At 62.1% G+C, this 25,460-nt stretch carries 28 protein-coding genes; all 28 read left to right on the top strand.

Annotation, left to right across the window (positions count from 1 at the left end):
- Positions 1-77 precede the first annotated feature (77 nt).
- Complete coding sequence (locus tag HX881_RS31635; protein WP_017124437.1) at positions 78-1,370, top strand: motility associated factor glycosyltransferase family protein; 1,293 nt, start codon at positions 78-80, stop codon at positions 1,368-1,370.
- A complete protein-coding gene (locus HX881_RS31630; RefSeq protein ID WP_177088503.1) occupies positions 1,367-1,639 on the top strand; it encodes a hypothetical protein in 273 nt (90 codons plus the stop codon). Before HX881_RS31635 ends, HX881_RS31630 begins: the two co-directional genes overlap by 4 nt.
- A 231-nt stretch (positions 1,640-1,870) precedes the next feature.
- Positions 1,871-2,722, top strand: a complete 852-nt coding sequence (locus HX881_RS31625) for a flagellin domain-containing protein (protein ID WP_042934627.1) — start codon at positions 1,871-1,873, stop codon at positions 2,720-2,722.
- 73 nt (positions 2,723-2,795) lie between these two features.
- Complete coding sequence (locus HX881_RS31620) at positions 2,796-3,164, top strand: flagellar protein FlaG (RefSeq protein WP_042934660.1); 369 nt, start codon at positions 2,796-2,798, stop codon at positions 3,162-3,164.
- Positions 3,165-3,246: 82 nt separating this feature from the next.
- Positions 3,247-4,719 (top strand): flagellar filament capping protein FliD, encoded by a 1,473-nt coding sequence (fliD, locus tag HX881_RS31615; protein WP_017124433.1) that lies wholly within the window; start codon positions 3,247-3,249, stop codon positions 4,717-4,719.
- A gap of 130 nt (positions 4,720-4,849) precedes the next feature.
- Positions 4,850-5,245, top strand: a complete 396-nt coding sequence (gene fliS, locus HX881_RS31610) for a flagellar export chaperone FliS (protein WP_042934626.1) — start codon at positions 4,850-4,852, stop codon at positions 5,243-5,245.
- Between the two features lie 13 nt (positions 5,246-5,258).
- Positions 5,259-5,555: a flagellar protein FliT gene (fliT, locus tag HX881_RS31605; RefSeq protein ID WP_017124431.1), complete on the top strand. Its 297-nt coding sequence runs from the start codon at positions 5,259-5,261 to the stop codon at positions 5,553-5,555.
- 171 nt (positions 5,556-5,726) lie between these two features.
- Positions 5,727-7,202, top strand: coding sequence for a sigma-54 dependent transcriptional regulator (locus HX881_RS31600; protein ID WP_017124430.1), 1,476 nt, complete (start codon positions 5,727-5,729; stop codon positions 7,200-7,202).
- Between the two features lie 128 nt (positions 7,203-7,330).
- A complete protein-coding gene (locus HX881_RS31595) occupies positions 7,331-8,524 on the top strand; it encodes a sensor histidine kinase (RefSeq protein ID WP_177088501.1) in 1,194 nt (397 codons plus the stop codon).
- Positions 8,525-8,532: 8 nt separating this feature from the next.
- The gene (gene fleR / locus HX881_RS31590; RefSeq protein ID WP_177088655.1) at positions 8,533-9,924 is read left to right on the top strand and encodes a sigma-54-dependent response regulator transcription factor FleR; all 1,392 of its coding nucleotides are present in this window, start codon (positions 8,533-8,535) and stop codon (positions 9,922-9,924) included.
- A gap of 134 nt (positions 9,925-10,058) precedes the next feature.
- Positions 10,059-10,388, top strand: a complete 330-nt coding sequence (gene fliE / locus HX881_RS31585; RefSeq protein WP_042934624.1) for a flagellar hook-basal body complex protein FliE — start codon at positions 10,059-10,061, stop codon at positions 10,386-10,388.
- A gap of 15 nt (positions 10,389-10,403) precedes the next feature.
- Positions 10,404-12,188: a flagellar basal-body MS-ring/collar protein FliF gene (fliF, locus tag HX881_RS31580; protein ID WP_017124427.1), complete on the top strand. Its 1,785-nt coding sequence runs from the start codon at positions 10,404-10,406 to the stop codon at positions 12,186-12,188.
- Entirely contained in the window at positions 12,181-13,200 is a 1,020-nt protein-coding gene (gene fliG / locus HX881_RS31575) for a flagellar motor switch protein FliG (RefSeq protein ID WP_017124426.1), read from the top strand. Before fliF ends, fliG begins: the two co-directional genes overlap by 8 nt.
- A 10-nt stretch (positions 13,201-13,210) precedes the next feature.
- A complete protein-coding gene (fliH, locus tag HX881_RS31570) occupies positions 13,211-13,993 on the top strand; it encodes a flagellar assembly protein FliH (protein WP_017124425.1) in 783 nt (260 codons plus the stop codon).
- Positions 13,983-15,341: a flagellar protein export ATPase FliI gene (gene fliI, locus HX881_RS31565; RefSeq protein WP_017124424.1), complete on the top strand. Its 1,359-nt coding sequence runs from the start codon at positions 13,983-13,985 to the stop codon at positions 15,339-15,341. The genes fliH and fliI overlap by 11 nt, the downstream gene beginning before the upstream one ends.
- Positions 15,342-15,347: 6 nt before the next feature.
- The gene (gene fliJ, locus HX881_RS31560; RefSeq protein ID WP_017124423.1) at positions 15,348-15,797 is read left to right on the top strand and encodes a flagellar export protein FliJ; all 450 of its coding nucleotides are present in this window, start codon (positions 15,348-15,350) and stop codon (positions 15,795-15,797) included.
- 88 nt (positions 15,798-15,885) lie between these two features.
- Complete coding sequence (locus HX881_RS31555) at positions 15,886-16,191, top strand: STAS domain-containing protein (RefSeq protein WP_042934623.1); 306 nt, start codon at positions 15,886-15,888, stop codon at positions 16,189-16,191.
- A gap of 5 nt (positions 16,192-16,196) precedes the next feature.
- Positions 16,197-17,903 (top strand): ATP-binding SpoIIE family protein phosphatase, encoded by a 1,707-nt coding sequence (locus HX881_RS31550; RefSeq protein ID WP_177088499.1) that lies wholly within the window; start codon positions 16,197-16,199, stop codon positions 17,901-17,903.
- Positions 17,904-17,992: 89 nt separating this feature from the next.
- Positions 17,993-18,292 carry an Hpt domain-containing protein gene (locus HX881_RS31545; RefSeq protein ID WP_042934657.1) on the top strand — a complete coding sequence of 100 codons (300 nt, stop codon included), beginning with the start codon at positions 17,993-17,995 and terminating at the stop codon, positions 18,290-18,292.
- Positions 18,293-18,380: 88 nt separating this feature from the next.
- Positions 18,381-19,790 carry a flagellar hook-length control protein FliK gene (locus tag HX881_RS31540; RefSeq protein WP_177088497.1) on the top strand — a complete coding sequence of 470 codons (1,410 nt, stop codon included), beginning with the start codon at positions 18,381-18,383 and terminating at the stop codon, positions 19,788-19,790.
- Between the two features lie 261 nt (positions 19,791-20,051).
- Complete coding sequence (fliL, locus tag HX881_RS31535) at positions 20,052-20,558, top strand: flagellar basal body-associated protein FliL (protein WP_177088495.1); 507 nt, start codon at positions 20,052-20,054, stop codon at positions 20,556-20,558.
- 9 nt (positions 20,559-20,567) lie between these two features.
- A complete protein-coding gene (fliM, locus tag HX881_RS31530) occupies positions 20,568-21,536 on the top strand; it encodes a flagellar motor switch protein FliM (protein WP_017124417.1) in 969 nt (322 codons plus the stop codon).
- 57 nt (positions 21,537-21,593) lie between these two features.
- A complete protein-coding gene (gene fliN / locus HX881_RS31525) occupies positions 21,594-22,055 on the top strand; it encodes a flagellar motor switch protein FliN (protein ID WP_017124416.1) in 462 nt (153 codons plus the stop codon).
- Positions 22,056-22,490 (top strand): flagellar biosynthetic protein FliO, encoded by a 435-nt coding sequence (fliO, locus tag HX881_RS31520; RefSeq protein WP_017124415.1) that lies wholly within the window; start codon positions 22,056-22,058, stop codon positions 22,488-22,490. It abuts the gene before it with no gap.
- Complete coding sequence (gene fliP, locus HX881_RS31515) at positions 22,490-23,242, top strand: flagellar type III secretion system pore protein FliP (RefSeq protein ID WP_017124414.1); 753 nt, start codon at positions 22,490-22,492, stop codon at positions 23,240-23,242. Before fliO ends, fliP begins: the two co-directional genes overlap by 1 nt.
- A gap of 21 nt (positions 23,243-23,263) precedes the next feature.
- Positions 23,264-23,533, top strand: coding sequence for a flagellar biosynthetic protein FliQ (locus HX881_RS31510; protein ID WP_017124413.1), 270 nt, complete (start codon positions 23,264-23,266; stop codon positions 23,531-23,533).
- Position 23,534: 1 nt separating this feature from the next.
- Positions 23,535-24,317 (top strand): flagellar biosynthetic protein FliR, encoded by a 783-nt coding sequence (gene fliR, locus HX881_RS31505; RefSeq protein WP_017124412.1) that lies wholly within the window; start codon positions 23,535-23,537, stop codon positions 24,315-24,317.
- Positions 24,318-24,320: 3 nt separating this feature from the next.
- Complete coding sequence (flhB, locus tag HX881_RS31500; protein WP_103032651.1) at positions 24,321-25,460, top strand: flagellar biosynthesis protein FlhB; 1,140 nt, start codon at positions 24,321-24,323, stop codon at positions 25,458-25,460.

The following is a 25,460-nucleotide window of genomic DNA, read 5'->3' as shown; positions in this document are numbered from 1 at the left end:
ACAAGGTCGCAAAGTAGCGCTCCGGGTAGGTTAACCTTGAGCGCTATTTTTTTTGCGTGGATATTGAGCGAGGCGACATGAGCGAGAGCTTTGAGCTGAATGCACGGATCATCGAGGCGCGCTGGCCGGGGTTGCTGCCCCGGCTGTTGGCCGAAGATGGCGATAGCCTGGCACTGGAGCTGGTCGAAGGGCAGGGCTCGACCCTGAGTGTCGGCGGCGTGCAACTGACCAGCCGTCACGACCGGGTGGCCGAAGCGCGCCTGCAGGCTTCCAGCCTGCCGCCCGGCAGCGCGCAAGTGCATGTCTATGGCACCGGGCTCGGAGATTTGCAGCAGGTGCTACTGGAGGCACCGGGCTTGCAGCGCCTCGCTGTGCATATTCTCAATGGCGCGCTGTTCAAGCAGGTGCTCGGTTTGCTGGAGCAGGACCAATGGCTCGCCGATCCGCGGGTCGAGTTGAGTTATGCCGCCGATCACCCGGAAATCCTCTTTCCGTTCTTTGCGCTGCCGGCCGAGCTGGTCCTGGCCGACGATTTCAACGCCCGGATGCGCGATCGGCTGGTCGGCGAGGTGCATCTGAGCTTCAACAATCGTGAGTTCGACCCGCAATCGCCGGAGATCCTCCAGCGTCTGCGCGACAGTCGCGAGATCTTTGCCGCTGATCGCGATGTCGCGCAGTTGTTTGCGACACGGCCGAGGCAGCACATCTACGTGATCGGTACGGGGCCGAGCCTGGAGCAGCAGTTCGACAAGCTGCGGGCCATCCGTGGGCAGGCGCGGCGACCGCTGTTCATCAGCGTCGATACCGCCTATCGCCCCTTGTGCGAGCAAGGTATCCGGCCGGACTTGGTGGTGAGCGTCGACCAGCGCATCAGCTTCCGGCATCTGCCGCCCGAGGCGTCCGCGGATATTCCGCTGGTCTATATGCCGATGAGCGATCCTCAGGTGCTGGAAGCCTGGAAGGGGCCGCGTTATGGGGCTTATTCCCTCAGCCCTGTCTATGAGACGGTTCGCCAGCAGGTCGGGCGGGGCGTGCTGTATGTCGGTGGTAGTGTCCTGCACCCGGCCGTGGACCTGGCGGTGAAGATGGGGGCGGGGAGCGTGACGCTGTTTGGCGCCGACTTCGCCTTTCCGATGAACAAGACCCACGCTGGCTGGAAGGACGGCGAACTCGGTCCGGGTGTCAACGAAGCCCGTTACTGGGTACAGGACGGCAATGGCCAGCGGGTCAGGACGCAGTTGAATTTCCGCCGTTACCTTTGCGAGCTGGAGCGTTATATCGCCAGGCATCCGCAGGTGCGTTTCCTCAACAGCAGTCGTGCGGGCGCGCGGATCATTGGTACCGCTTTCGACCAGGAGTTCGTCCAATGAAGTCCTTCGAATACAGCCTCAAGGAGGCCTGGCGCTGTTCGGCGCTGTTCCGCTTCGGGCGCGATGTCGAGGCGGCGCTGGTGATGGTCGAGTTGTTCGATGGTGTCCAGGTACTGTTGTCCGAGGCATCGTCCGTGCACCAGCAGGCATGGACACGGCTGTTGCTGTTGATGCTCGGTTGTCAGGAGCGTCAGGACTGGTTGGGGTTGGCGGATACCCTGCAGTACGAAATGATTGAGCTGCTGGAGGCGGTTCAGGCAGATCGTTGAGGCATTGTTGGCAAATTCTCGTTTCCGGGCAGTTCTCTGGCGCCATTTTTCCCTCGTGGGTGTGCGCTAAGCCCTTGTTTTTCGAGGGGTGGCAGGTTGATGGCAAATTTTTTGAAAAAAGCCCTCAAGCAACCTGCTATCCCGACGATAACTATTACGAAGGTTCTCTAGGCCACACCCGGCGGTTGCCAGGGCCGGAAGCCGCAGTACCCAACCAACGAGGATTTCGTCATGGCTTTAACAGTAAACACCAACACCACGTCGTTGAACGTTCAGAAGAACCTGAACCGCGCTTCCGATGCCCTGTCTACCTCCATGCAGCGCCTGTCTTCCGGCCTGAAAATCAACAGCGCCAAAGACGACGCCGCCGGCCTGCAGATCTCCAACCGTATGGGTGCCCAGATCCGCGGTAACACCCAGGCCATCCAGAACGCCAACGACGGTATCTCCGTAGCCCAGACCGCTGAAGGCGCTCTGCAAGCTTCGACCGACATCCTGCAGCGTATGCGTGAACTGGCTGTTAAAGCACGTAACGGTACCAACGGTACTGCTGACCAGACCGCTACCAACGCTGAATTCGCTCAGATGTCTGACGAATTGACTCGTATCTCGGCTGCCACCAACCTGAACGGCAAGAACCTGCTGGACGGCTCGGCTGGTACTGTGACCCTGCAAGTCGGCGCCAACACCGGTTCGGCCAACCACATCGACCTGGTACTGAGCTCCAAGTTCGACGCCGCCAGCCTGTCGGTAGGTAGCGGTACTGTAGTTCTGACCGGTGCGACCTCCGCCGCCGCCGCTTCGAACATCGACAACGCGATCACCGCGATCGACGCTGCAATCGCTGCCATCGGTGCTACCCGTGCCAGCCTCGGTGCTTCGCAGAACCGTCTGACCAGCACCATCCAGAACTTGCAGAACATCAACGAAAACACCACTGCTGCACAAGGTCGCGTACAAGACACCGACTTCGCCGCAGAAACTGCTAACCTGACCAAGCAGCAGACCCTGCAACAGGCTTCCACCTCTGTTCTGGCCCAGGCTAACCAACTGCCTTCCGCTGTACTGAAGCTGCTTCAGTAATTTCGGAATGAGTTTCGGCGGGGGAGTGTGCTGGTCGCGCTCTCTCGCTTTTTTACGTTAGGAGGTGATGGACATGGACATGAGCGTAAAGCTTAACTTGTCTTATCCGGCTCCCAAGCCAGCGACCACTGTGACCGATAAACCGCCAGAGGCGCCTCAAGCTGCTCCTCAAGTCGCCAGTGTCGCTGATCCCGCGGCAGACAAAAGCCAGGGCTCGGATGGTGACAAGCTGAAATTGGCGGTGCAGGAGATCGAGAAGTTCGTACAGTCGATCAAGCGCAATCTGGAGTTCTCCATCGACGAGCACTCTGGAAAGGTCATCGTCAAGGTGATTGCAAGCGAAACGGGTGAGGTTGTTCGACAGATCCCCTCCGCGGAAGCGCTCAAACTGGCAGATAGCCTCAGCAATGCCAGTCATGTGTTGTTCGACGCCAAAGTCTGATAGCTGGCATGAATAGTGTTTGTACGTTCTTTGGGTGCTGGTAAAGGCCAAAAGACTGGCAGCAACCTGATGGGAGAGGCAAATGGCAAGTCCAATTTTACCGGGTACGGGCCTGGGTTCCGGCCTGGACATCGGTTCGATCGTGACCGCTCTGGTGAACGCCGACAAATCGGCCAAGCAGACGCAGATCGATAGCGCGACAAAAACCAACACGCTGAAGATTTCCGGCATCGCGTCCCTGAAGAGTGCGCTGTCCGCATTCCAGGCAACGCTCACTACGCTGAGTAGCACGACGACCCCGGCATTCGCTGGGTATGCGGCGACATCCAGTGCTTCGTCGGTGATGACGGTCACTTCCGATAATACGGCGGTCGCGGGTAACTACACCGTTGTCGTCAAGAACCTGGCCACCAGTTCGAAAGTAGCCAGTGCTTCTTTTGCCGGCGGTGCGTCCAGTGCCATTCCGAGTGGTACCCTGAAAATCAGTCAAAATGGCACTGATTACAATGTCACGATTCCGGCCAATGCCACGTTGCAGAGCACCCGGGACGCGATCAACTCGGCCCAGGGCACCAACGGTATCTCGGCCAACATCGTGACCGACAGCTCGGGTTCGTCGCGCCTGGTCATCAGCTCGAACAAGACGGGCGCGGGCTCCGACCTGACGGTCAGCGGCATCGCCGGGCTGGAAATCGATGGTACCCAGGAGATGGGGGCGAACCCCTCGGCCTCGAGTTCCGGGGCGGTCAACGGGATTGCCAAGAATGCAAACCTGACTGTCGACGGCCTGGCCGTTTCCAGCAAGAGCAACACGGTTACCGGTGCGATCAGCGGCATTACGATGAATCTGGTCTCGGCTGACGCAGGCACGCCTCCGGGAACCTCGAACGTGAGCGTGACGACCAATACCTCGGGATTACAGACGTCGATCCAGTCGTTCATTGACTCCTACAACACCCTGATGAACACCATCAACAGCCTGTCCAAGGCGACCGCGGATGCCGATGGCAACCTGACTGTAGCGGCAGCCTTCACCGGCGACTCCATGCCGCGCGCGCTGATTTCCGATATCCGCAGTCAGCTCACTGCGGTGGGCGCGGGTGGTCCGCTGGCTGTGCTGTCGCAGTTGGGGGTGTTGACGGTGGCGGGTAATGACGCCAGTAACTCCGGCAACCTGGCCCTGGATACTGCCGCCTTCAACAAGGCCATGGCCACCAACGGCATGAGCGGGCAGGTACAGCAACTGTTCAACGGCACCAACTCCAGCAACGGCCTGTTGTCGCGTCTGAGCAATACGCTCAACCCGTATCTGGGCACGCCGCTCTCGACCGGTTTGCGCCTGGGCGGCATGCTCGATCAGCGCAACACCAGCTATCAGAGCACGGCCAAGAGCCTGTTGAGCCAGCAATCGGCACTGGATGCGCGGGTCAAGAGCCTGACGACAACCCTGACCGCCAAGTACAACGCGATGGACCTGCTGGTCGGGCAAATGAAGGCGACGGCGAACAGTATCACCTCGTTCTTCAGCTCCCTGAACGCGCAGAAGTCCAGCTAGTTCCTGGGCTGACGCCAAAAACCCGGCTACGCTTTACCGCGCGCCGGGTTTTTGCCTTTTGGGTTAAAGTTTTTTGACTCAAAGGCGATACACTGGGTATACGAACTCTTGAGTTGTGACGAGGTAGAACATGAACCCGATGCTAGCCCTTCGGCAATATCAGAAGGTGGGTGCTCAAGCACAGACTTCCGAGGCCAGTCCTCATCGCCTGGTACAGATGCTGATGGAAGGTGGCCTGGACCGCATCGCGCAGGCCAAGGGCGCCATAGAGCGCAAGGATATTCCCGCCAAGGGCGTGGCGATCGGCAAGGCCATCGGCATTGTCGGCGGCTTGCGCGAAGGCCTGGACCTGGAAAAGCAGGCGGATGCGCTCGCTGACCTGGACAGCCTCTACACCTACATGATGAAGCGCCTGGCCGAGGCCAATATCACGTCCGATCCGAAGATCCTCGATGAAGTCTCAGGCCTGCTCAGCACGGTCAAAGAAGGCTGGGACGCCATCGGTACCCCGGGTCCACAGTTTTAAGGAGTCCATCTTCATGAACCTCGTACTGCAGCGTATCCAGGATACCCGCGAAGCCCTTGTCAGGGCCTTGGCCGAGCGCGACTGGGGGAGCATTGCCCAGTTGGACCTGGCCTGTCGTGCCTGCATGGAAGACGTGCTCAACGAGGCTTCACTGGATGAAGATGCCCTGCGCAGCAGCCTGGAAGAGCTGCTGCATGTCTATCGCGAGTTGCTGGAAACGGCGATGGCGGAAAGACAGGCGATAGTCGACGAGATGCAACAGATCCAGCAAGCGCAGAACGCGGCAAAGGTTTACCATCTGTTCGGTTAACGCAGGGTTAATCGAAGCGTATTGCGCCATAAATTTGACTGCGTACGAATTTTTGACTTAACTAGTGCTGTTTTTCAGGTTTAAGTCGTCTTTGAAGGTGATATCCCACCTCGGGCGTCTAGCTTGCCCACCCATCCCGGGCATCGAGTTGACTAGGGAAGTTGCTATTGCATGTGGCGTGAAACCAAAATTCTGCTGATCGATGACGATAGCGTTCGCCGCCGCGACCTGGCGGTGATTTTAAATTTTCTCGGCGAAGAAAATCTGTCCTGCGCCAGCCTTGACTGGCAGCAGGCGGTCGACTCTTTGGCTTCCAGCCGCGAGGTGCTTTGTGTCCTGATCGGGACAGTCAATGCGCCGTCGGGGCTATCGGGCTTGTTAAAGACACTCGGAACCTGGGATGAGTTCCTTCCGGTTCTGCTTTTGGGTGAAAATACTTCCACCGACCTTCCCGAGGACCTGCGTCGCCGGGTGCTTTCCAGCCTGGAAATGCCGCCCAGCTACAGCAAGTTGCTCGACTCCCTGCACCGTGCCCAGGTCTATCGCGAGATGTATGACCAGGCGCGTGAGCGTGGTCGTCAGCGCGAACCGAACCTGTTCCGCAGCCTGGTCGGCACCAGTCGCGCCATCCAGCACGTCCGCCAGATGATGCAGCAGGTGGCCGATACCGACGCCAGCGTGCTGATCCTGGGCGAGTCCGGCACCGGCAAGGAGGTGGTGGCGCGCAACCTGCACTATCACTCCAAGCGCCGTGACGCGCCGTTTGTCCCGGTCAACTGCGGGGCGATCCCCGCGGAACTGCTGGAAAGCGAGCTGTTCGGCCATGAGAAAGGTGCCTTTACCGGTGCCATCACCAGCCGTGCCGGACGTTTCGAGCTGGCCAACGGCGGTACCCTGTTCCTCGATGAAATCGGCGACATGCCGTTGCCGATGCAGGTCAAGCTGTTGCGCGTGTTGCAGGAGCGCACCTTCGAACGCGTGGGCAGCAACAAGACCCAGAGCGTTGACGTGCGCATCATCGCCGCGACTCACAAGAACCTCGAAAGCATGATCGAGGTCGGCAGCTTCCGTGAGGACCTCTACTACCGCCTGAACGTCTTCCCGATCGAAATGGCGCCGCTGCGCGAGCGGGTCGAAGATATCCCGTTGCTGATGAACGAATTGATCTCGCGCATGGAGCACGAAAAGCGCGGTTCGATCCGTTTTAACTCGGCGGCGATCATGTCCCTGTGCCGTCATGGCTGGCCGGGTAACGTTCGCGAACTGGCCAACCTGGTGGAGCGCATGGCGATCATGCATCCGTACGGGGTGATCGGCGTAGTCGAGTTGCCGAAGAAATTCCGCTACGTCGACGATGAAGACGAGCAGATGGTCGACAGCCTGCGCAGCGACCTGGAAGAGCGCGTGGCGATCAACGGCCATACGCCGGACTTCAGCACTTCGGCGATGCTGCCGCCCGAAGGCCTGGACCTCAAGGACTACCTCGGGGGCCTGGAGCAGGGGCTGATCCAGCAGGCGCTGGACGATGCCAACGGCATCGTTGCACGGGCCGCCGAACGGCTGCGCATCCGTCGCACCACCCTGGTGGAGAAGATGCGCAAGTACGGCATGAGCCGTCGTGAAGGTGATGAACAGGCGGATGATTGACGCCTGTTTTTCAAGTCACTGAAAACCGGGCGGTTTTTTTTAGGCACGGGTATTGCTAAGTCTCTCGCAACGTTCCGTTTAAATGACGGTCAGTCAAGCGAGAGAGCACGATGCCCCAAGCCGCCCAGATGTCTCCTGTCCCTGAAGTCCCGGGGCAACCGTCGTCCGTAGAGCAGGCAAGCCGGTTGGGTCTTGAGCAGGCCTTCAACCTGTTCAACCAGATGTCGACGCAGCTCACCGATTCCTACAGCATGCTCGAGGCGCGGGTCACCGAGCTCAAGGGCGAGCTGGCCGTGGTCAGTGCCCAGCGCATGACCGAGCTGGCGGAAAAGGAACGCTTGGCCAATCGTCTGCAGAACCTGCTCGATCTGCTGCCGGGCGGCGTGATCGTGATCGACTCCCATGGTTTTGTCAGCGAGGCCAACCCCGCCGCCCGTGAGCTGCTGGGCTCGCCGCTGGAAGGTGAGTTGTGGCGCCAGGTGATCGCCCGCTGCTTTGCTCCTCGTGAAGACGACGGTCATGAAATCTCCCTCAAGGATGGTCGGCGGCTGTCGATTGCCACGCGTTCGCTGGAAGGCGAGCCGGGGCAGTTGGTGCTGCTCAATGACCTGACTGAAACCCGTCGCCTCCAGGATCAGCTGGCTCGTCATGAGCGGCTGTCGTCCCTGGGGCGGATGGTCGCTTCCCTCGCGCATCAGATTCGCACCCCGCTGTCGGCGGCCCTGCTGTACGCCAGTCATCTCACCGAACAGGCCTTGCCGGTGGAGACCCAGCAACGTTTCGCCGGACGCCTGAAAGAGCGCCTGCATGAGCTTGAACACCAGGTTCGCGACATGCTGGTGTTTGCCCGTGGCGAGTTGCCGCTGACCGATCGCCTGGCGCCCAAGGTGTTGCTGCAGGCCTTGCAGGCAGCCGCGCAGACCCATGTGCAGGGTGTGGCGATCCGCTGGCAGTGCGACAGCCATGACGGCGAGCTGCTGTGCAATCGCGATACCCTGGTCGGGGCGCTGCTCAACCTGATTGAAAATGCCATGCAGGCCAGCGGCCGCGACGTGCGCCTCAAGGTGCACCTGTACAGCCGCGGCAATACCTTGCGCCTGAGTGTCAGCGACAATGGCAGCGGGATCGAACCCGAAGTGCTGGCGCGCCTGGGCGAACCCTTCTTTACCACCAAGACCACCGGTACCGGCCTCGGCCTGACCGTGGTCAAGGCCGTTGCCCGGGCGCACCAGGGTGACATGCAATTACGTTCACGGCTGGGGCGTGGCACCTGCGCGATGTTGTGCCTGCCGCTGATTCCCGGCGCCATGGAGACACAATGATGATCGGGATGATCAAGGTCCTGTTGGTCGAGGATGATCGGGCGCTGCGCGAAGCGCTGGCGGACACCCTGCTGCTGGCCGGCTATGAGTTCCGTGCGGTGGCCTGTGCCGAGGAGGCGCTGGAGGCGGTGGCGCAGGAATCGTTCAGCCTGGTGGTCAGCGATGTGAATATGCCAGGCATGGACGGGCACCAGTTGCTGGGTTTGCTGCGTGCGCGCCAGCCACTGCTGCCGGTGCTGCTGATGACGGCGCACGGCGCGGTCGAGCGGGCGGTGGAAGCCATGCGCCAGGGCGCCGCCGATTATCTGGTCAAGCCCTTCGAGCCCAAGGCGTTGCTCGACCTGGTGGCGCGTCATGCGCTGGGGCGGCTGGGCGCGGTGGAGAGCGAAGGGCCGATTGCGGCCGAGCCGGCCAGTGCGCAATTGCTGGAACTGGCGGCGCGGGTAGCGCGCAGTGATTCGACCGTGCTGATCTCCGGGGAGTCGGGGACCGGCAAGGAAGTGCTGGCGCGCTATATCCACCAGCAATCCCATCGTGCCGACCAGCCGTTCGTCGCGATCAACTGTGCGGCGATCCCCGACAATATGCTCGAGGCGACCCTGTTCGGGCATGAGAAGGGCTCGTTTACCGGTGCCATCGCCGCCCAGGCGGGCAAGTTCGAGCAGGCCGACGGCGGGACGATCCTGCTTGACGAGATTTCCGAAATGCCCCTCGGCCTGCAAGCCAAGCTGCTGCGGGTGCTGCAGGAGCGTGAAGTCGAGCGGGTGGGGGCGCGCAAGCCGATCACCCTGGATATCCGCGTGGTGGCCACCACCAACCGTGACCTGGCCGGCGAAGTGGCGGCGGGGCGCTTCCGTGAAGATCTCTATTACCGGCTGTCGGTGTTTCCGCTGGCCTGGCGCCCGTTGCGCGAGCGCACCGCCGATATCCTGCCGCTGGCCGAGCGCTTGCTGGCCAAGCACAGCGCAAAAATGAAGCATGCCGCCGTTAGATTGTCGCCCCAGGCCCAGGCTTGCCTGATCGGGTATGCCTGGCCGGGCAATGTCCGCGAACTCGACAATGCGATCCAGCGTGCGTTGATTTTGCAGCAGGGCGGACTGATCCAGGCGGAGGATTTCTGTCTGGCCGGGCCGCTCGGTTGTGCACCCTTGCCGGTCATGCGTGCACCGCTGGCCGAGACGGTTGCCAGCGAAGTGGCGCCTGCCGAGTCCGCCGGGGCCCTGGGCGACGACCTGCGTCGGCGCGAGTTCCAGATGATCATCGACACCCTGCGCGCCGAGCGCGGGCGTCGCAAGGAAGCGGCGGAACGCCTGGGTATCAGCCCGCGTACGCTGCGCTACAAACTGGCGCAGATGCGCGATGCCGGCATGGACGTCGAGGCTTATTTGTTCGCCAGTTGAGTCGATTTATCGGCTTTACGGTCGTGTATCGGTTTTTGTTCAGAGGCGACAAGGAGCTGGCACCCTTGTTGCTAACACCTCATTAACCGCTGCACGAGTGTCAAAAAATTGCAGGTCGCCGGAGAGAGTAGTCCATGAGCCAGGGTATTGAATTTAATCGATTGATGTTGGACATGCGTTCCATGCAGATGGACGCCATGGCTCAACCGAAGTCGGCTGTGGCGGCGCCTGAAATGGGCGGTAGCAGCTTTGCCGATCTGCTCGGCAAGGCCGTCGGCAAGGTCAACGACACCCAGCAGGCCGCTGGCCAGTTGGCGAACGCCTTCGAGATCGGCAAGACCGGCGTGGACCTGACGGACGTGATGATTTCTTCACAGAAAGCCAGCGTCTCGTTCCAGGCCCTGACCCAGGTGCGCAACAAGTTGGTCCAGGCGTATCAAGACATCATGCAGATGCCGGTTTAAGGACGAGATTGAGTCATGGCTGAAGCAGTCGCCGATAACGTACCGGCCAAGGCCGGTTCGACAGACGGCAAACCGCCGCTGTTTGGTTTGTCCTTTCTGGAAAACCTTTCCGAAATGACCATGCTGCGTCAGGTCGGCCTGATGGTCGGCCTGGCCGCGAGCGTGGCGATTGGCTTTGCCGTGGTGTTGTGGTCCCAGCAACCCGACTACCGGCCGCTGTACGGCAGCCTGGCCGGTATGGACGCCAAGCAGGTCATGGAAACCCTGGCGGCTGCGGATATTCCCTACACCGTCGAACCGAATTCCGGCGCGTTGCTGGTCAAGGCCGACGACGTGTCCCGTGCCCGCCTGAAACTGGCCGCGGCCGGTGTGACGCCCACCGATGGCAATATCGGTTTCGAGATCCTCGACAAGGACCAGGGCCTGGGCACCAGCCAGTTCATGGAGGCGACCCGTTACCGTCGCGGCCTTGAAGGTGAACTGGCACGGACCATTTCCAGCCTGAACAATGTCAAGGGTGCGCGTGTGCACCTGGCGATTCCGAAGAGTTCGGTATTCGTCCGTGACGAACGCAAGCCGAGCGCTTCGGTACTGGTCGAGCTGTATTCCGGGCGTTCCCTGGAGCCTGGCCAGGTGGTGGCGATCATCAACCTCGTGGCGACCAGTGTTCCCGAGTTGAGCAAGTCGCAGATCACCGTGGTCGACCAGAAGGGCAACCTGCTCTCCGACCAGGCGCAAAACTCCGAATTGACCATGGCCGGCAAGCAGTTCGACTACAGCCGTCGCATGGAAAGCATGCTGACCCAGCGCGTGCACAATATCCTGCAACCGATCCTCGGTAACGATCGCTACAAGGCTGAAGTGTCCGCGGATGTGGACTTCAGCGCGGTCGAGTCGACCTCCGAACAGTTCAACCCGGATCAGCCGGCACTGCGCAGCGAGCAGTCGACCACCGAACAACGTACTGCCAGCAACGGTCCGCAAGGGGTTCCCGGGGCGTTGAGCAACCAGCCTCCGGCACCGGCCTCGGCACCGCAGACCACCGGTGGCGCCACCGCGTCGTCGGGGCCTGTGCAACCCGGCCAGCCGCTGCTCGATGCCAACGGCCAGCAGATCATGGACCCGGCCACCGGCCAGCCGATGCTGGCGCCGTATCCGGCGGACAAGCGTCAACAATCCACCAAGAACTTCGAGCTGGACCGCTCCATCAGCCACACCAAGCAGCAGCAGGGTCGCCTGACCCGCCTGTCGGTGGCCGTGGTGGTCGACGATCAGGTCAAGGTCAACGCCGCCAACGGCGAAACCACCCGTGCGCCATGGAGCGCCGACGAATTGGCGCGCTTTACCCGCCTGGTCCAGGATGCCGTCGGTTTCGACGCCAGCCGCGGCGACAGCGTCAGTGTGATCAACGTGCCATTCTCCGCCGAGCGCGGGGAAGTGATCGCCGATATCCCGTTCTACTCGCAACCCTGGTTCTGGGATGTGGTCAAGCAGGTACTGGGCGTGCTGTTCATCCTGGTGCTGGTATTCGGTGTGCTGCGTCCGGTGCTCAACAACATCACCGGCGGCGGCAAGAAGCAACTGGCGGGCCTGGGCAGCGATGTCGAACTCGGTGGCATGGGCGGTCTGGATGGCGAACTGGCCAACGATCGCGTGAGCCTCGGCGGTCCGCAAAGCATCCTCCTGCCAAGCCCGAGCGAAGGCTATGACGCTCAACTGAACGCCATCAAGAGTCTGGTAGCCGAAGATCCGGGCCGTGTGGCACAGGTCGTCAAAGAGTGGATTAACGCCGATGAGTAATAACGCCGCCGTCACCCAGAAGCTGACCCGGGTCGATAAAGCCGCGATCTTGCTGCTGTCGCTGGGTTCCACCGATGCTGCACAGGTGCTGCGCCACATGGGGCCCAAGGAGGTCCAGCGGGTCGGCGTGGCCATGGCGCAGATGCGCAACGTGCATCGCGAGCAGGTCGAGCAGGTCATGAGCGAGTTCGTCGAGATCGTCGGCGACCAGACCAGCCTGGGCGTCGGCTCCGACGACTATGTCCGCAAGATGCTCACCCAGGCCCTCGGCGAGGACAAGGCCAACGGCCTGATCGACCGCATCCTGCTCGGTGGCAACACCAGTGGCCTGGACAGTCTCAAGTGGATGGAACCGCGCGCCGTGGCGGACGTGATCCGCTACGAGCACCCGCAGATCCAGGCCATCGTCGTGGCCTACCTCGATCCCGACCAGGCCGGCGAGGTGCTGAACAACTTCGATCACAAGGTGCGCCTGGACATCATCCTGCGCGTCTCGTCGCTGAACACGGTACAGCCGGCGGCCCTCAAGGAGCTCAACCAGATTCTCGAGAAGCAGTTCTCCGGCAACTCCAACGCTGCCCGCACCACCCTGGGCGGTATCAAGCGTGCGGCGGATATCATGAACTTCCTCGACAGCTCGATCGAAGGCCAGTTGATGGACTCGATCCGCGAAGTGGACGAGGACCTGTCGACGCAGATCGAAGACCTGATGTTCGTCTTCAACAACCTGTCGGATGTCGACGACCGCGGTATCCAGGCGCTGTTGCGCGAAGTTTCTTCCGACGTGCTGGTACTTGCCCTCAAGGGTTCGGACGAGGGCGTCAAGGAAAAGATCTTCAAGAACATGTCCAAGCGTGCGGCCGAACTGCTGCGCGACGACCTCGAGGCCAAGGGACCGGTGCGCGTCAGCGACGTCGAAACCGCCCAGAAGGAAATCCTCACCATCGCCCGCCGTATGGCCGAAGCCGGAGAAATCGTGCTCGGTGGCAAGGGCGGCGAAGAGATGATCTAAGGATCAAGCCATGACTGATCCAACCGACCTGATCCGCGCGCGGGACGTGAGCGGCTTCGACCTGTGGTCGTTGCCCAGCTTCGACCCGCATGTCGAAGAGCCTGAACCGGAGCCGGTGGAAGAGCCGCCGGCCGAGATGGAGGAGGTGCCGCTGGAGGAAGTCCAGCCGCTGACCCTCGAAGAGCTCGAAAGCATTCGCCAGGAAGCCTACAACGAAGGTTTCGCGGTGGGCGAGCGGGAAGGTTTCCACAGCACCCAGATCAGGGTTCGCCAGGAAGCCGAGGTTGCCCTGAGCGCCAAGCTGGTCAACCTGGAAGCCCTGATGGGCAATCTGTTCGCGCCCATCGCCGAACAGGACCAGCAGATCGAGAAGAGCCTGGTGGGCCTGGTCGGGCATATCGCTCGCCAGGTCATCCAGCGTGAACTCAAGACCGACTCCAGCCAGATCGAGCATGTCCTGCGGGAAACCCTGAAGTTGTTGCCGCTGGGCGCCGAGAACGTGCGGCTGTACATCAATCCCCAGGACTTCGAACAGGTCAAGGCCTTGCGCGAGCGCCACGAGGCGACCTGGCGCATCGTCGAGGACGAGGCCCTGCTGCCCGGCGGTTGCCGGGTCGAAACCGAGCACAGCCGGATCGACGCCAGCGTCGAGACCCGTATCGAGCAGGCGCTGGCCCAGTTGTTCGACCAGTTGCACGAACAATCCCTGCATCCGGCCCAGCCCGACCTGACGCTCGAGTTGGGGGAGCCCCATGCCCCGAACAGCGCCCCGGACCTGTCCGATGCGCCTTGAGCGAACCAGCTTCGGCAAGCGTCTTGGTACTTACGCCGATGCCATCAATCTGCCGGGCCAGCCGATTCTCGAAGGCCGCCTGCTGCGCATGGTCGGCCTGACCCTCGAGGCCGAAGGCCTGCGGGCCGCCATGGGGGCCCGCTGCCTGGTGATCAACGACGACAGCTATCACCCGGTGCAGGTCGAAGCCGAAGTCATGGGCTTCTCCGGCAGCAAGGTGTTCCTGATGCCGGTGGGCAGCGTGGCCGGTATCGCCCCGGGCGCCAGGGTCGTGCCGCTGGCCGATACCGGGCGCCTGCCCATGGGCATGAGCATGCTCGGGCGGGTGCTGGATGGTGCCGGTCGGGCGCTGGACGGCAAGGGCGGGATGAAGGCCGAGGACTGGGTGCCGATGGACGGACCGACCATCAATCCGCTCAATCGTGACCCGATCCACCAGCCGCTGGACGTGGGCATCCGCAGTATCAACGGATTATTGACAGTGGGCCGCGGGCAGCGCCTCGGCCTGTTCGCCGGTACCGGCGTTGGCAAGAGTGTGCTGCTGGGCATGATGACCCGCTTTACCGAGGCCGACATCATCGTGGTCGGGTTGATCGGTGAGCGGGGCCGGGAAGTGAAGGAGTTCATCGAGCACATCCTCGGCGAGGAGGGGCTCAAGCGTTCGGTGGTGGTCGCATCGCCTGCCGACGATGCGCCGCTGATGCGCCTGCGGGCGGCCATGTATTGCACGCGGATCGCCGAGTATTTTCGCGACAAGGGCAAGAATGTCCTGCTGCTCATGGATTCACTGACCCGTTTTGCCCAGGCCCAGCGGGAAATCGCCCTGGCCATCGGCGAGCCGCCGGCGACCAAGGGCTATCCGCCCTCGGTGTTCGCCAAGCTGCCGAAACTGGTGGAGCGCGCGGGGAATGCCGAGGCCGGCGGCGGTTCGATCACCGCGTTCTATACCGTGTTGTCCGAAGGCGATGACCAGCAGGACCCGATTGCCGACTCGGCGCGGGGCGTGCTCGACGGGCATATCGTCTTGTCCCGGCGCCTGGCCGAGGAAGGTCACTACCCGGCGATCGATATCGAAGCGTCCATCAGCCGGGTGATGCCAGCGGTGGTCAGTCCGGAGCACATGAAGCGTGCGCAGTATTTCAAGCAGCTCTGGTCACGCTACCAGCAGAGCCGCGACCTGATCAGCGTCGGCGCCTATGTGGCCGGTGGCGATCGCGAGACCGACACGGCGATCGCCCTGCAGCCGGCGATGGTCCAGTACCTGCGCCAGGGGCTGAACGACAATGTCAGCCTGGGCGAGAGCGAAGCGCATCTGTCGACGGTCTTCGCGCCGGCGGCGGGCGGCTAACCGGCCATGGCCCAGAGTCGTGCCGCGCGGTTGGCGCCGGTGGTCGAGATGGCCGAAAGCACCGAGCGTACCGCTGTCCAGCGCCTGGGTTATTTCCAGGGACAGGTACGCCTGGCGCAAAGCAAGCTGGCCGACCTCGAAGGTTTTCGCCTGCAATACCAAGAACAGTGGATCGAGCGTGGCCGGCATGGCGTCTCCAGCCAATGGTTGCTGGGCTACCAGCAGTTTCTCAGCCAGCTCGATACCGCCGTCGCCCAACAGCGGCAAAGCCTGGCCTGGCACCAGAACAACCTCGACAAGGGGCGCGTTGCCTGGCAAGAGGCCTATACTCGTGTCGAGGGCTTGCGCAAGCTGGTGCAGCGCTACATCGACGAGGCCCGCCAGCTGGAAGACAAACGTGAACAGAAACTGCTGGATGAGCTGTCCCAGCGCCTGCCGCGGCAGAGTCCCTATTGAATCGCAGGTATTTTGACGCTCCCGGTTGCCCTGCTGTCAGCGGGGTGCTACACCTTGTACACATCGCCACTGACAAGGAAGCTGGATCATGGCTGTAGAGTCGGCATTAACAGACAACGGCAGGAAGTTGACGATTTCGGTCAAGGGGCGCTTTGACTTCGGCAAGCACCAGGAATTTCGCGAGTCCTACGAGCGGGTCGCTACCCCGCCCGAGTCGGTTATCGTCGACCTGGTCGAGACGACCTATCTCGACAGTTCGGCCCTGGGCATGCTCCTGCTGCTGCGCGACCACGCCGGCGGCGACGATGCCGATATCCGGGTGATCAACAGCAATACGGATGTGCGCAAGATCCTCGCCATTTCCAATTTCGACAAGCTCTTCGACATCACTTGAGCATCATGCAAACGGCCGAGGAGTCGCTGACGGTGCTGATCGCCGAGGACGGGGCGGCGGATCGGCTGCTGCTGTCGAGTATCGTACGGCGCCAGGGGCATGCAGTCCTGACTGCCAGCAACGGTGCCGAGGCGGTCGAGGTGTTCAGGGCGCAGCGACCCCAACTGGTCCTGATGGACGCCCTGATGCCGGTGATGGACGGCTTCGAGGCGGCGCGGCAGATCAAGGCGCTGGCCGGCGATTCGCTGGTGCCGATCATCTTTCTCACCTCCCTGAGCGAAAGCGACGCCCTGGTCCGTTGCCTGGATGCCGGCGGCGACGACTTTCTGGCGAAACCCTACAACCAGGTCATCCTCGGTGCCAAGATCAAGGCGATGGATCGTCTGCGGCGTCTGCAGGCCACGGTGCTGCAGCAACGCGACCTGATCGCCCGGCACCACGACTACCTGCTCAACGAGCAGCGGGTAGCCAAGGCGGTGTTCGACAAGGTGGCGCATTCCGGATGCCTGCGGGCGCCGAATATCCGCTACCTGCAATCACCCTATGCGCTGTTCAACGGCGACCTGTTGCTGGCGGCCCATGCCCCGGGCGGGGACATGCATATCCTGCTCGGCGATTTCACCGGGCATGGCCTGCCCGCCGCCGTCGGTGCGATGCCGTTGGCGGAAGTCTTCTACGGCATGACCGCCAAGGGCTACGGCCTGCCCGAAACCCTGCGGGAGATGAACGCCAAGCTCAAGCGCATCCTGCCGGTGGACATGTTCTGTTGCGCCACCTTCCTGCGCCTGAGTCCGCAGCGGCAGGTGGTCGAGGTCTGGAACGGCGGTATGCCCGACGGCTACCTGCACGATATCGCCTCGGGCGAGCGGCGTCCCCTGGTGGCGCGGCACTTGCCACTGGGGGTATTGGGGGCCGAGGCGTTCGACGACCACATCGATGTCTACCCCATGGCCCCGGGTGACCGGGTGTTCCTGCTGTCCGACGGGGTGATCGATACCTGTAATGGCGATGAGCAGTTGTTCGGTGTCGAGCGCCTGCATCAGGTCTTCGAGAGCAATCGGGATCCGGATTGCTTGTTCGAGGAGATCCAGCAGGCGCTGGCACGGTTCGGCGGCGAGGCGCGTGACGATATCAGCATGGTCGAGATCAGTCTGCCCGCGCCCGGGCGGGCGCTGCCGGCGACCATGGTCTACTCCGACAGCGGCGAATCCTGTCCGCTGGACTGGTCGGTGAACTTCGAATTCCGCGCGGCGACGCTACGGCGTTTCAACCCCTTGCCTTATCTGCTGCAACTGCTGATGGAGGTACACGGCTTGCGTGCCCACAGCGGGGCGCTGTACAGCGTGCTGGCCGAGCTCTACTCCAATGCCCTGGAGCACGGGGTGCTGGGCCTGGATTCAAGCCTCAAGCGCGATGTCCGTGGATTTGCGCAATACTATGAGCAACGCAATCGGCGTCTGCTCGACTTGCAGGAAGGTTTTGTCCGCGTGAGCCTGCAGGTGGTCCCGGAAGGGAAGGGCGGACGGTTGTGCATCGAGGTCGAGGACAGTGGTGCCGGGTTTGACGTCGAGCGGGTCATGGCGCGTCCGCTGGAGGTCGATCGGTTGTCGGGAAGAGGTGTCGGCCTGGTCCGGCAACTCAGTCACTGTGCCCGTTGGTCGAATGATGGCCGGCGTGCCCACGTGGAGTTTTCGTGGGAGGCTCAGGCATAATTTGCAGGTGTTGATCAAGGAGTGAACGAGTGGACGGCAATCAGGAAAAGCACCTTGACTACGATGTGCTCGGCGCATTGCAGGAAGTCATGGAGGATGAGTATCCCTTGTTGCTGGATACCTTTCTCAACGATTCGGAAAAACGCCTGGGGCAGTTGCACCAGGCCAGCAACGCGATAGAACTGGGGCTGGCGGCCCACAGCTTCAAGGGCAGCAGCAGCAATATGGGCGCGTTGCACCTGGCCGATCTTTGCCGGCAACTGGAAGAGCGGGCCGCGCAATTGCCGCTGACCGGGGTCGAGGACCTCGTGGGGCGGATAGACCGCGAGTACGAGCAGGTACGCCATCTGTACGCCCGCGAGCGCGAGCGGTTCCCGATCAAGCAATGACCTTTGTGGCAATCCGGGCAAGCTGGCCCGAACCTTGCTACCACTCCCTGCATTGACTTTACGATCCCTGTGCAGCGGAGACTGTGTTATGCCCCTCGCTCCCAATTCTCTTCTTCAGGCCACCGCTGCGGCCAAACCCAAGGCGGACCTCGCGAGCAATCCGCCGGCACCGGTCGCGCAGCCCAAGGACAATGCTTCCAGCTTTGCCCAGGTCTACCAGAACAGCCAGGGCAAGTCGGTAAAGACACCTGACAGCCCGGTCAAGGCGAACCGGGACAGCACTCCCGCGGTGCCGGCGAAAAAGGATGTGGTTGCCAGCAACAAGGGGGATGCGGCAAAGCCGGCGGTTGCCGATAGCGGCAATTCCTTGCCTGCCGACAAAACCACCAGCAGCGACACGACGACCAAGGCCGATGACGACCAGGTTGCCTCTGATGACAGCGACAAGGACACCGCCACCGATACACCGGTGGTGGATGCCACGCCAGTGGATCCGACCCTCGATCCGGCGTTGATCCAGGCTGCCGTCACGCCACCGATGCCGGTTCCGGAAGCGCCGCCGGCCGTGGCTCCCGCGCAGCCACCGGTGGTCGAAGCGCCCCTGGCGGCAGCGGTGACCGCGGCGCCGGTGCAGGCCGCCGCGACACCGCCGGCCAGCGACAGTGATTTCGATCCGAATTCCGATCCGCTGGATAACCTGCCCGCCGTGCGTTTGGCGATGGAGCAGGGCGGACATGTGTCGACGACCAGTCAGCCGACTACGAAAACCACCACCAGCAACAACGATACGGATCCGAGCCAGGCCCTGAACCAGAACGCCGGCGTGGCCATGCTGGTGGATCAGAAAACCGATGCCGGGACCACCGAGCAGGGCGGCGAAAAATCCTTCAAGGGGTTGATCGAAGACGGCCTGAAGGATCTGAAAAGCGCCTCCAGTGACACCCGTGTCGACGACTTCGCCAATCGCCTGGCGGCCCTGACCCAGGCCGCGGTGCCGAAAACCGCGAACGCGCTGCCGGTCAACCAGCCTCTGGCCATGCATCAGAGTGGCTGGACCGAGGAAGTGGTCAACCGGGTCATGTACCTGTCGAGCGCCAGCATCAAGTCCGCCGATATCCAGCTGGAACCGGCCGAGCTGGGACGACTGGACATCAAGGTCAATATGGCCGCCGACCAGGCGACGCAGATCAGCTTCGTCAGTGGTCATGCCGGCGTGCGTGATGCACTGGAAAGCAATATGTTCCGCCTGCGCGACATGCTCCAGCAGCAGGGCCTGGGGCAGGCCGATGTCAGTGTCTCCGACCAGTCGCGTGGCTGGGCTGGCCAGGGCCAGGATCCGCAACAACAGCAACAGCAGGCCCAGAAAGGCAGCAACAACGGCAGCGGCGGCCGCCTGGATAGCGGCGACGACGATATCGCCATCGCGGCCGCGACCGAAGCGGCAGCCACCAGTGCCAGCGTGGTGGTGGGTTCCAGCGCGGTCGACTACTACGCCTGATTGTCTTCATGGCCGGTGGGTGTTTGTGTGGCATGTGGGAGGGGGCTTGCCCCTGAAGCCTCTTGAGGTCTCAAGGGGCTCTTCGCGGGCAAGCCCGCTCCCACGCAAACCCACTCTCATACAAGCCTGCTCACACCCGGGCCCGCGCCGATATGAGCGGCGTCCTCGCACTGTCCTTTCCCTCTCTGCCAACTCTGGCATAACACTTGCTCCAGCCTTGCCGTGCGACTGTGAAAAACCGAATAGTGACGGATTATTGGCATGGCGAAGAGCGAAGCAGCAGCGGTAAAAGAACCTGGCGGTAAAGGCAAACTCAAGCTGATTATCGTGATCGTGGTGGCTTTGCTATTGGCGATCGGGCTCTCCGTGGGGGCGACCTGGTACTTCATGCACAGCGCCCAGAGCAAGCCGGCACCGGCTCCTGCCGAGGCCAGCACGACCAAGCAGCCGGCGATCTACGAGTCGATGGCGCCGGCGTTTGTCGCCAACTTCAAGGACGCCAACGGCCGCCAGCGCTATATGCAGGTGAGCATTACCATGATGTCGCGCAACCAGGGCGACCTGGAGGCCCTGAAAGTCCATATGCCGGTGATCCGCAACAATCTGGTGATGCTGTTCTCCGGGCAGACCTACGAAACCCTGGCGACCCCGGTCGGCCAGGAGTTGCTGCGCCAGAAAGCCACTGCCAGCGTGCAGGAAGTGGCGCAGAAGGAAGTCGGCAAGGTGGTGGTCGAACAGTTGCTCTTCACTAACTACGTACTGCAGTAGGATCACGACATGGCCGTGCAAGACCTGCTGTCCCAGGATGAGATCGATGCCCTCTTGCATGGTGTCGATGACGGTCTGGTACAGACCGAAAACGCCGCCGAACCCGGCAGCGTCAAAAGCTACGACCTGACCAGCCAGGATCGCATCGTCCGTGGACGCATGCCGACCCTGGAGATGATCAACGAGCGTTTTGCCCGCTACACCCGTATCAGCATGTTCAACATGCTGCGTCGCTCCGCCGATGTGGCGGTGGGCGGGGTTCAGGTGATGAAGTTCGGCGAATACGTGCACTCGCTGTATGTGCCGACCAGTCTCAACCTGGTCAAGATCAAGCCGTTGCGCGGCACGGCGCTGTTCATCCTCGACGCCAAGCTGGTGTTCAAGCTGGTGGACAACTTCTTCGGCGGCGACGGCCGTCACGCCAAGATCGAGGGGCGCGAATTCACCCCGACCGAGCTACGCGTGGTGCGCATGGTGCTGGAGCAGGCCTTCATCGACTTGAAGGAAGCCTGGCAGGCGATCATGGAAGTCAATTTCGAGTACATCAACTCGGAAGTGAACCCAGCCATGGCCAACATCGTCGGGCCGAGCGAAGCGGTGGTGGTCTCGACCTTCCACATTGAACTCGACGGCGGTGGCGGCGACCTGCACGTGACCATGCCGTACTCGATGATCGAGCCGGTACGGGAAATGCTCGACGCCGGTTTCCAGTCGGACCTCGACGACCAGGACGAACGCTGGGTCAAGGCCCTGCGCGAAGACGTGCTGGATGTGGCGGTGCCGCTCAGTGCCACGGTGGCGCGTCGCCAGTTGCGCCTGCGGGACATCCTGCACATGCAGCCGGGCGACGTGATTCCGGTGGAACTGCCCGAGGACATGGTCATGCGCGCCAACGGCGTGCCGTCGTTCAAGGTCAAGCTCGGTTCCCACAAGGGCAACCTGGCATTGCAAGTGATTGAGCCGATCGAACGCCGTTGAGCGGGTCGATCAAGAATGTGCTGTGTTAACTGATTTTCTGCCCGCCGAGGACAACTGATGGCTGACGAACACGATATGACTGACGACCAGGCCCTGGCTGACGAGTGGGCGGCTGCCCTGGAAGAATCCGGCGAAACCGGCCAGGACGATATCGACGCCCTGCTGGCGGCCGATGCCGGTACCGCGCCGAGCTCCAATCGCCTGCCGATGGAAGAATTCGGCAGTGTGCCGAAAAGCCACGAGCCGGTGACCCTGGACGGGCCGAACCTGGACGTGATCCTGGATATCCCGGTGTCGATCTCCATGGAAGTCGGCAGCACCGATATCAATATCCGCAACCTCCTGCAATTGAACCAGGGGTCGGTCATCGAGCTCGATCGCCTGGCCGGCGAGCCGCTGGATGTGCTGGTCAACGGCACGCTGATTGCCCACGGTGAAGTGGTGGTGGTCAACGAAAAGTTCGGCATCCGTCTGACGGACGTGATCAGCCCGAGCGAACGCATCAAGAAGTTGCGCTGAATGAGCAGGCTTCTCGGCGGTCTCCTGCTGTTGCCGTTCAGTGCGTTGGCGGCTGAGCCCGTGACCAGCGCGGCGGCGGCTGCGCCGGCGGTCGGTGGTGGCATGGCCGGGCAACTGACGCAACTGGTGTTGGGTTTGCTGCTGGTGCTGGGGATCATCTTTGCCTTGGCCTGGCTGTTGCGCCGGGTGCAGCAGGCGGGGCCGGCGGGCAAGAAAGGGCAGGTGATCGAACTGATCGGCTCCCGTGCCCTCGGGCCGCGGGACCGGCTGGTGCTGGTGCAGGTCGGCAACGAGCAGATCCTGCTCGGGCTGACACCGGGCACCATCACGCCCTTGCATGTGCTCAAGGAGCCGGTCCAGGTTCCGAATGGCGAGCCGGCGACCCCGGAGTTCGCTCAACGCCTGATGGAATTGCTGGGTAAGGACAAGAAGTGATGGCTGCGTTGCGTTTTATCCTCGGCCTGACGCTGGTGCTGGCCGCGCCGCTGGCGTTCGGCGCCGATCCGCTGTCGATCCCGGCCATCACCCTCGGCACCGGGGCCAACGGACAGCAGGAGTACTCGGTCAGCCTGCAGATCCTGCTGATCATGACGGCGCTGAGTTTCATCCCGGCGTTCGTCATCCTGATGACCAGCTTTACCCGGATCATCATCGTCTTCTCGATCCTGCGTCAGGCCCTGGGCCTGCAGCAGACGCCGTCGAACCAGATCCTGACCGGCATGGCGATGTTCCTGACCCTGTTCATCATGGCGCCGGTCTTCGACAAGGTGAACCAGGATGCCCTGCAGCCCTACCTGGCCGAGAAACTCACGGCCCAGGATGCGGTGCTCAAGGCCCAGGGGCCGATCAAGGACTTCATGCTGGCGCAGACCCGCAGCAGCGACCTGGAGCTGTTCATGCGCCTGTCCAAGCGCACCGACATCGCCACGCCCGACCAGGCGCCGCTGACCATTATCGTGCCGGCCTTCGTCACCTCCGAGTTGAAGACCGCGTTCCAGATCGGCTTCATGATCTTCATTCCGTTCCTGGTCATCGACCTGGTGGTCGCCAGTGTGTTGATGGCGATGGGTATGATGATGCTGTCGCCGTTGATCATTTCCCTGCCGTTCAAGATCATGCTGTTCGTGCTGGTGGATGGCTGGGCGCTGATCATCGGTACCCTGGCGAGCAGTTTTGGTGGTGTCTAGAACCTTCACGAGTAGTGCGCCATGACGCCTGAAGTTGCAATTGACATCTTTCGCGATGCCCTCTGGCTGACCACGCTGATGGTCACCGTGCTGGTGGTTCCGACCCTGCTTATAGGTCTGCTGGTGGCGATGTTCCAGGCCGCCACGCAGATCAACGAACAGACCCTGGGTTTCCTGCCGCGCCTGCTGGTGATGCTCATCACCCTGATTGTCGCCGGTCCCTGGCTGGTGCAGAAATTCATGGAATACATCCTGTCGCTCTACGGCAGTATCCCGCAGGTCATCGGCTGACATGTCGCTGCTCGCGCTGACCGATACGCAGATCAGCACCTGGGTCGCCAGTTTCATGCTGCCGATGTTCCGGGTCGGCGCGGTGGTCATGACCATGCCGATCTTCGGGACCACCCTGGTGCCGCGGCGGGTACGGTTGTACTTTATCTTTGCTATCACCGTGGTGATCGCGCCGGGCCTGCCGCCGATGCCCGAGGTGCATCCGCTGGATCTCAGCGGACTGATGCTGATTGCCGAGCAGATCATCTTCGGCGCCTTGCTCGGTTTCTCCCTGCAGTTGTTCTTCCAGGCCTTCGTGGTCGCCGGGCAGATTGTCGCGGTGCAGATGGGCATGGGCTTCGCGTCCATGGTCGACCCGATCAACGGCGTCTCCAGTGCGGTGATCGGGCAGTTTTTCACCATGCTGGTGACGCTGATGTTCCTGGCGATGAATGGCCATCTGGTGGTGTTCGAGGTGCTGACCGAGAGCTTCACCACCTTCCCGGTCGGCAGCGGGCTGTCGACCACGGATCTGTGGGTGATTGCCGGCAAGCTCGGCTGGGTTCTCGGCGCGGCGTTGATGCTGGTGCTGCCGGCGATCACCGCCTTGCTGGTGGTCAACGTGGCCTTCGGCATCATGACTCGCGCCGCGCCGCAGTTGAACATCTTCTCCATCGGTTTCCCGCTGACGCTGGTGCTGGGGATGTTCATCCTCTGGATCAGCCTGGGCGATATCCTCAACCAGTATCAACCGCTGGCCGTCGAGGCCCTGCAGTTCCTACGTCAACTGATACGGGCGCCCTGAGCCATGGCAGAGAGCGAGAGCGGTCAGGACAAGACAGAAGACCCCACGGAGAAAAGGAAGAAGGACTCCCGTGAGAAGGGCGAGATTGCCCGTTCCAAGGAACTCAACACCCTGGCGGTGATGTTGGCCGGCACCGGTGGCCTGCTGGTCTTTGGTGGCGCGCTGGCGCAGGACATGGCCGAGTTGATGCGCCTGAACTTCACGCTTTCGCGGGAAGTGATACTCGACCAGCGCTACATGGCGATCTTCCTCCTGCAGTCGGGCAAGATAGCGCTCTGGGCGGTTCAGCCGGTCCTGCTGACCTTGTTGCTGGCCGCCTTTATCGGACCGATCTCCCTGGGGGGGTGGCTGTTCGCGGCCGGTAGTCTGGCACCCAAGTTCAGCCGGATGAATCCTCTGGCCGGGCTCAAGCGGATGTTCTCGACCAAGGCCCTGGTGGAGTTGCTCAAGGCCCTGGCGAAATTCATCATCGTGCTGTTGGTGGCCCTGGCGGTATTGTCGTCGGATATCGACGATCTGGTGCGGATTGCCCATGAACCCCTGGAGTCGTCGATTATCCACAGTCTGCAGGTGGTGGGGTGGAGCGCCTTGTGGATGTCCCTCGGGTTGCTGCTGATTGCCGCAGTGGATGTGCCGGTACAGCTCTGGGAAAGCCACAAGAAGCTGCTGATGACCAAGCAGGAAGTGCGTGACGAATACAAGGACCAGGAAGGCCGTCCGGAGGTCAAGCAGCGGATTCGCCAGCTGCAGCGCGAGATGTCCCAGCGGCGGATGATGGCGGCGATTCCCGAGGCGGATGTGGTCATCACCAACCCGACCCACTACGCGGTGGCGCTCAAGTACGATGCCGAGAAGGGCGGGGCGCCGGTGCTGCTGGCCAAGGGCAATGACTTCATCGCCCTGAAGATCCGCGAGATCGCCGTCGAGCACGAGATCATGCTGCTCGAATCGCCGGCCCTGGCGCGTTCGATCTACTACTCCACCGAGTTGGACCAGGAGATTCCGGCGGGGCTCTACCTGGCGGTGGCGCAGGTGCTCGCCTATGTCTTCCAGATCCGCCAGTTCCGCGCGGGCAAGGGCAAGCGTCCGGATCCGCTCAAGGACAACCTGCCGATTCCACCGGACCTGCGCCGCGATTCCTGA

The sequence above is a fragment of the Pseudomonas gingeri genome, assembly GCF_013386115.1.
Classification (GTDB): domain Bacteria; phylum Pseudomonadota; class Gammaproteobacteria; order Pseudomonadales; family Pseudomonadaceae; genus Aquipseudomonas; species Aquipseudomonas gingeri.
This window is presented reverse-complemented; position numbering and strand designations above follow the sequence as displayed.

Coding starts and splice junctions, on each gene's coding strand:
- fleR (WP_177088655.1), top strand. CDS start 8,533: ATGATCAAGGTCCTGTTGGTCGAGGATGATCGGGCGCTGCGCGAAGCG.
- fliJ (WP_017124423.1), top strand. CDS start 15,348: ATGGCCCAGAGTCGTGCCGCGCGGTTGGCGCCGGTGGTCGAGATGGCC.
- flhB (WP_103032651.1), top strand. CDS start 24,321: ATGGCAGAGAGCGAGAGCGGTCAGGACAAGACAGAAGACCCCACGGAG.
- fliH (WP_017124425.1), top strand. CDS start 13,211: ATGACTGATCCAACCGACCTGATCCGCGCGCGGGACGTGAGCGGCTTC.
- HX881_RS31595 (WP_177088501.1), top strand. CDS start 7,331: ATGTCTCCTGTCCCTGAAGTCCCGGGGCAACCGTCGTCCGTAGAGCAG.
- fliT (WP_017124431.1), top strand. CDS start 5,259: ATGAACCTCGTACTGCAGCGTATCCAGGATACCCGCGAAGCCCTTGTC.
- HX881_RS31630 (WP_177088503.1), top strand. CDS start 1,367: ATGAAGTCCTTCGAATACAGCCTCAAGGAGGCCTGGCGCTGTTCGGCG.
- fliE (WP_042934624.1), top strand. CDS start 10,059: ATGAGCCAGGGTATTGAATTTAATCGATTGATGTTGGACATGCGTTCC.
- HX881_RS31510 (WP_017124413.1), top strand. CDS start 23,264: ATGACGCCTGAAGTTGCAATTGACATCTTTCGCGATGCCCTCTGGCTG.
- HX881_RS31600 (WP_017124430.1), top strand. CDS start 5,727: ATGTGGCGTGAAACCAAAATTCTGCTGATCGATGACGATAGCGTTCGC.
- fliR (WP_017124412.1), top strand. CDS start 23,535: ATGTCGCTGCTCGCGCTGACCGATACGCAGATCAGCACCTGGGTCGCC.
- fliM (WP_017124417.1), top strand. CDS start 20,568: ATGGCCGTGCAAGACCTGCTGTCCCAGGATGAGATCGATGCCCTCTTG.
- fliS (WP_042934626.1), top strand. CDS start 4,850: ATGAACCCGATGCTAGCCCTTCGGCAATATCAGAAGGTGGGTGCTCAA.
- fliF (WP_017124427.1), top strand. CDS start 10,404: ATGGCTGAAGCAGTCGCCGATAACGTACCGGCCAAGGCCGGTTCGACA.
- HX881_RS31550 (WP_177088499.1), top strand. CDS start 16,197: ATGCAAACGGCCGAGGAGTCGCTGACGGTGCTGATCGCCGAGGACGGG.
- HX881_RS31635 (WP_017124437.1), top strand. CDS start 78: ATGAGCGAGAGCTTTGAGCTGAATGCACGGATCATCGAGGCGCGCTGG.
- fliN (WP_017124416.1), top strand. CDS start 21,594: ATGGCTGACGAACACGATATGACTGACGACCAGGCCCTGGCTGACGAG.
- HX881_RS31625 (WP_042934627.1), top strand. CDS start 1,871: ATGGCTTTAACAGTAAACACCAACACCACGTCGTTGAACGTTCAGAAG.
- HX881_RS31540 (WP_177088497.1), top strand. CDS start 18,381: ATGCCCCTCGCTCCCAATTCTCTTCTTCAGGCCACCGCTGCGGCCAAA.
- HX881_RS31620 (WP_042934660.1), top strand. CDS start 2,796: ATGGACATGAGCGTAAAGCTTAACTTGTCTTATCCGGCTCCCAAGCCA.
- fliD (WP_017124433.1), top strand. CDS start 3,247: ATGGCAAGTCCAATTTTACCGGGTACGGGCCTGGGTTCCGGCCTGGAC.
- fliO (WP_017124415.1), top strand. CDS start 22,056: ATGAGCAGGCTTCTCGGCGGTCTCCTGCTGTTGCCGTTCAGTGCGTTG.
- HX881_RS31555 (WP_042934623.1), top strand. CDS start 15,886: ATGGCTGTAGAGTCGGCATTAACAGACAACGGCAGGAAGTTGACGATT.
- fliI (WP_017124424.1), top strand. CDS start 13,983: ATGCGCCTTGAGCGAACCAGCTTCGGCAAGCGTCTTGGTACTTACGCC.
- fliG (WP_017124426.1), top strand. CDS start 12,181: ATGAGTAATAACGCCGCCGTCACCCAGAAGCTGACCCGGGTCGATAAA.
- fliP (WP_017124414.1), top strand. CDS start 22,490: ATGGCTGCGTTGCGTTTTATCCTCGGCCTGACGCTGGTGCTGGCCGCG.
- HX881_RS31545 (WP_042934657.1), top strand. CDS start 17,993: ATGGAGGATGAGTATCCCTTGTTGCTGGATACCTTTCTCAACGATTCG.
- fliL (WP_177088495.1), top strand. CDS start 20,052: ATGGCGAAGAGCGAAGCAGCAGCGGTAAAAGAACCTGGCGGTAAAGGC.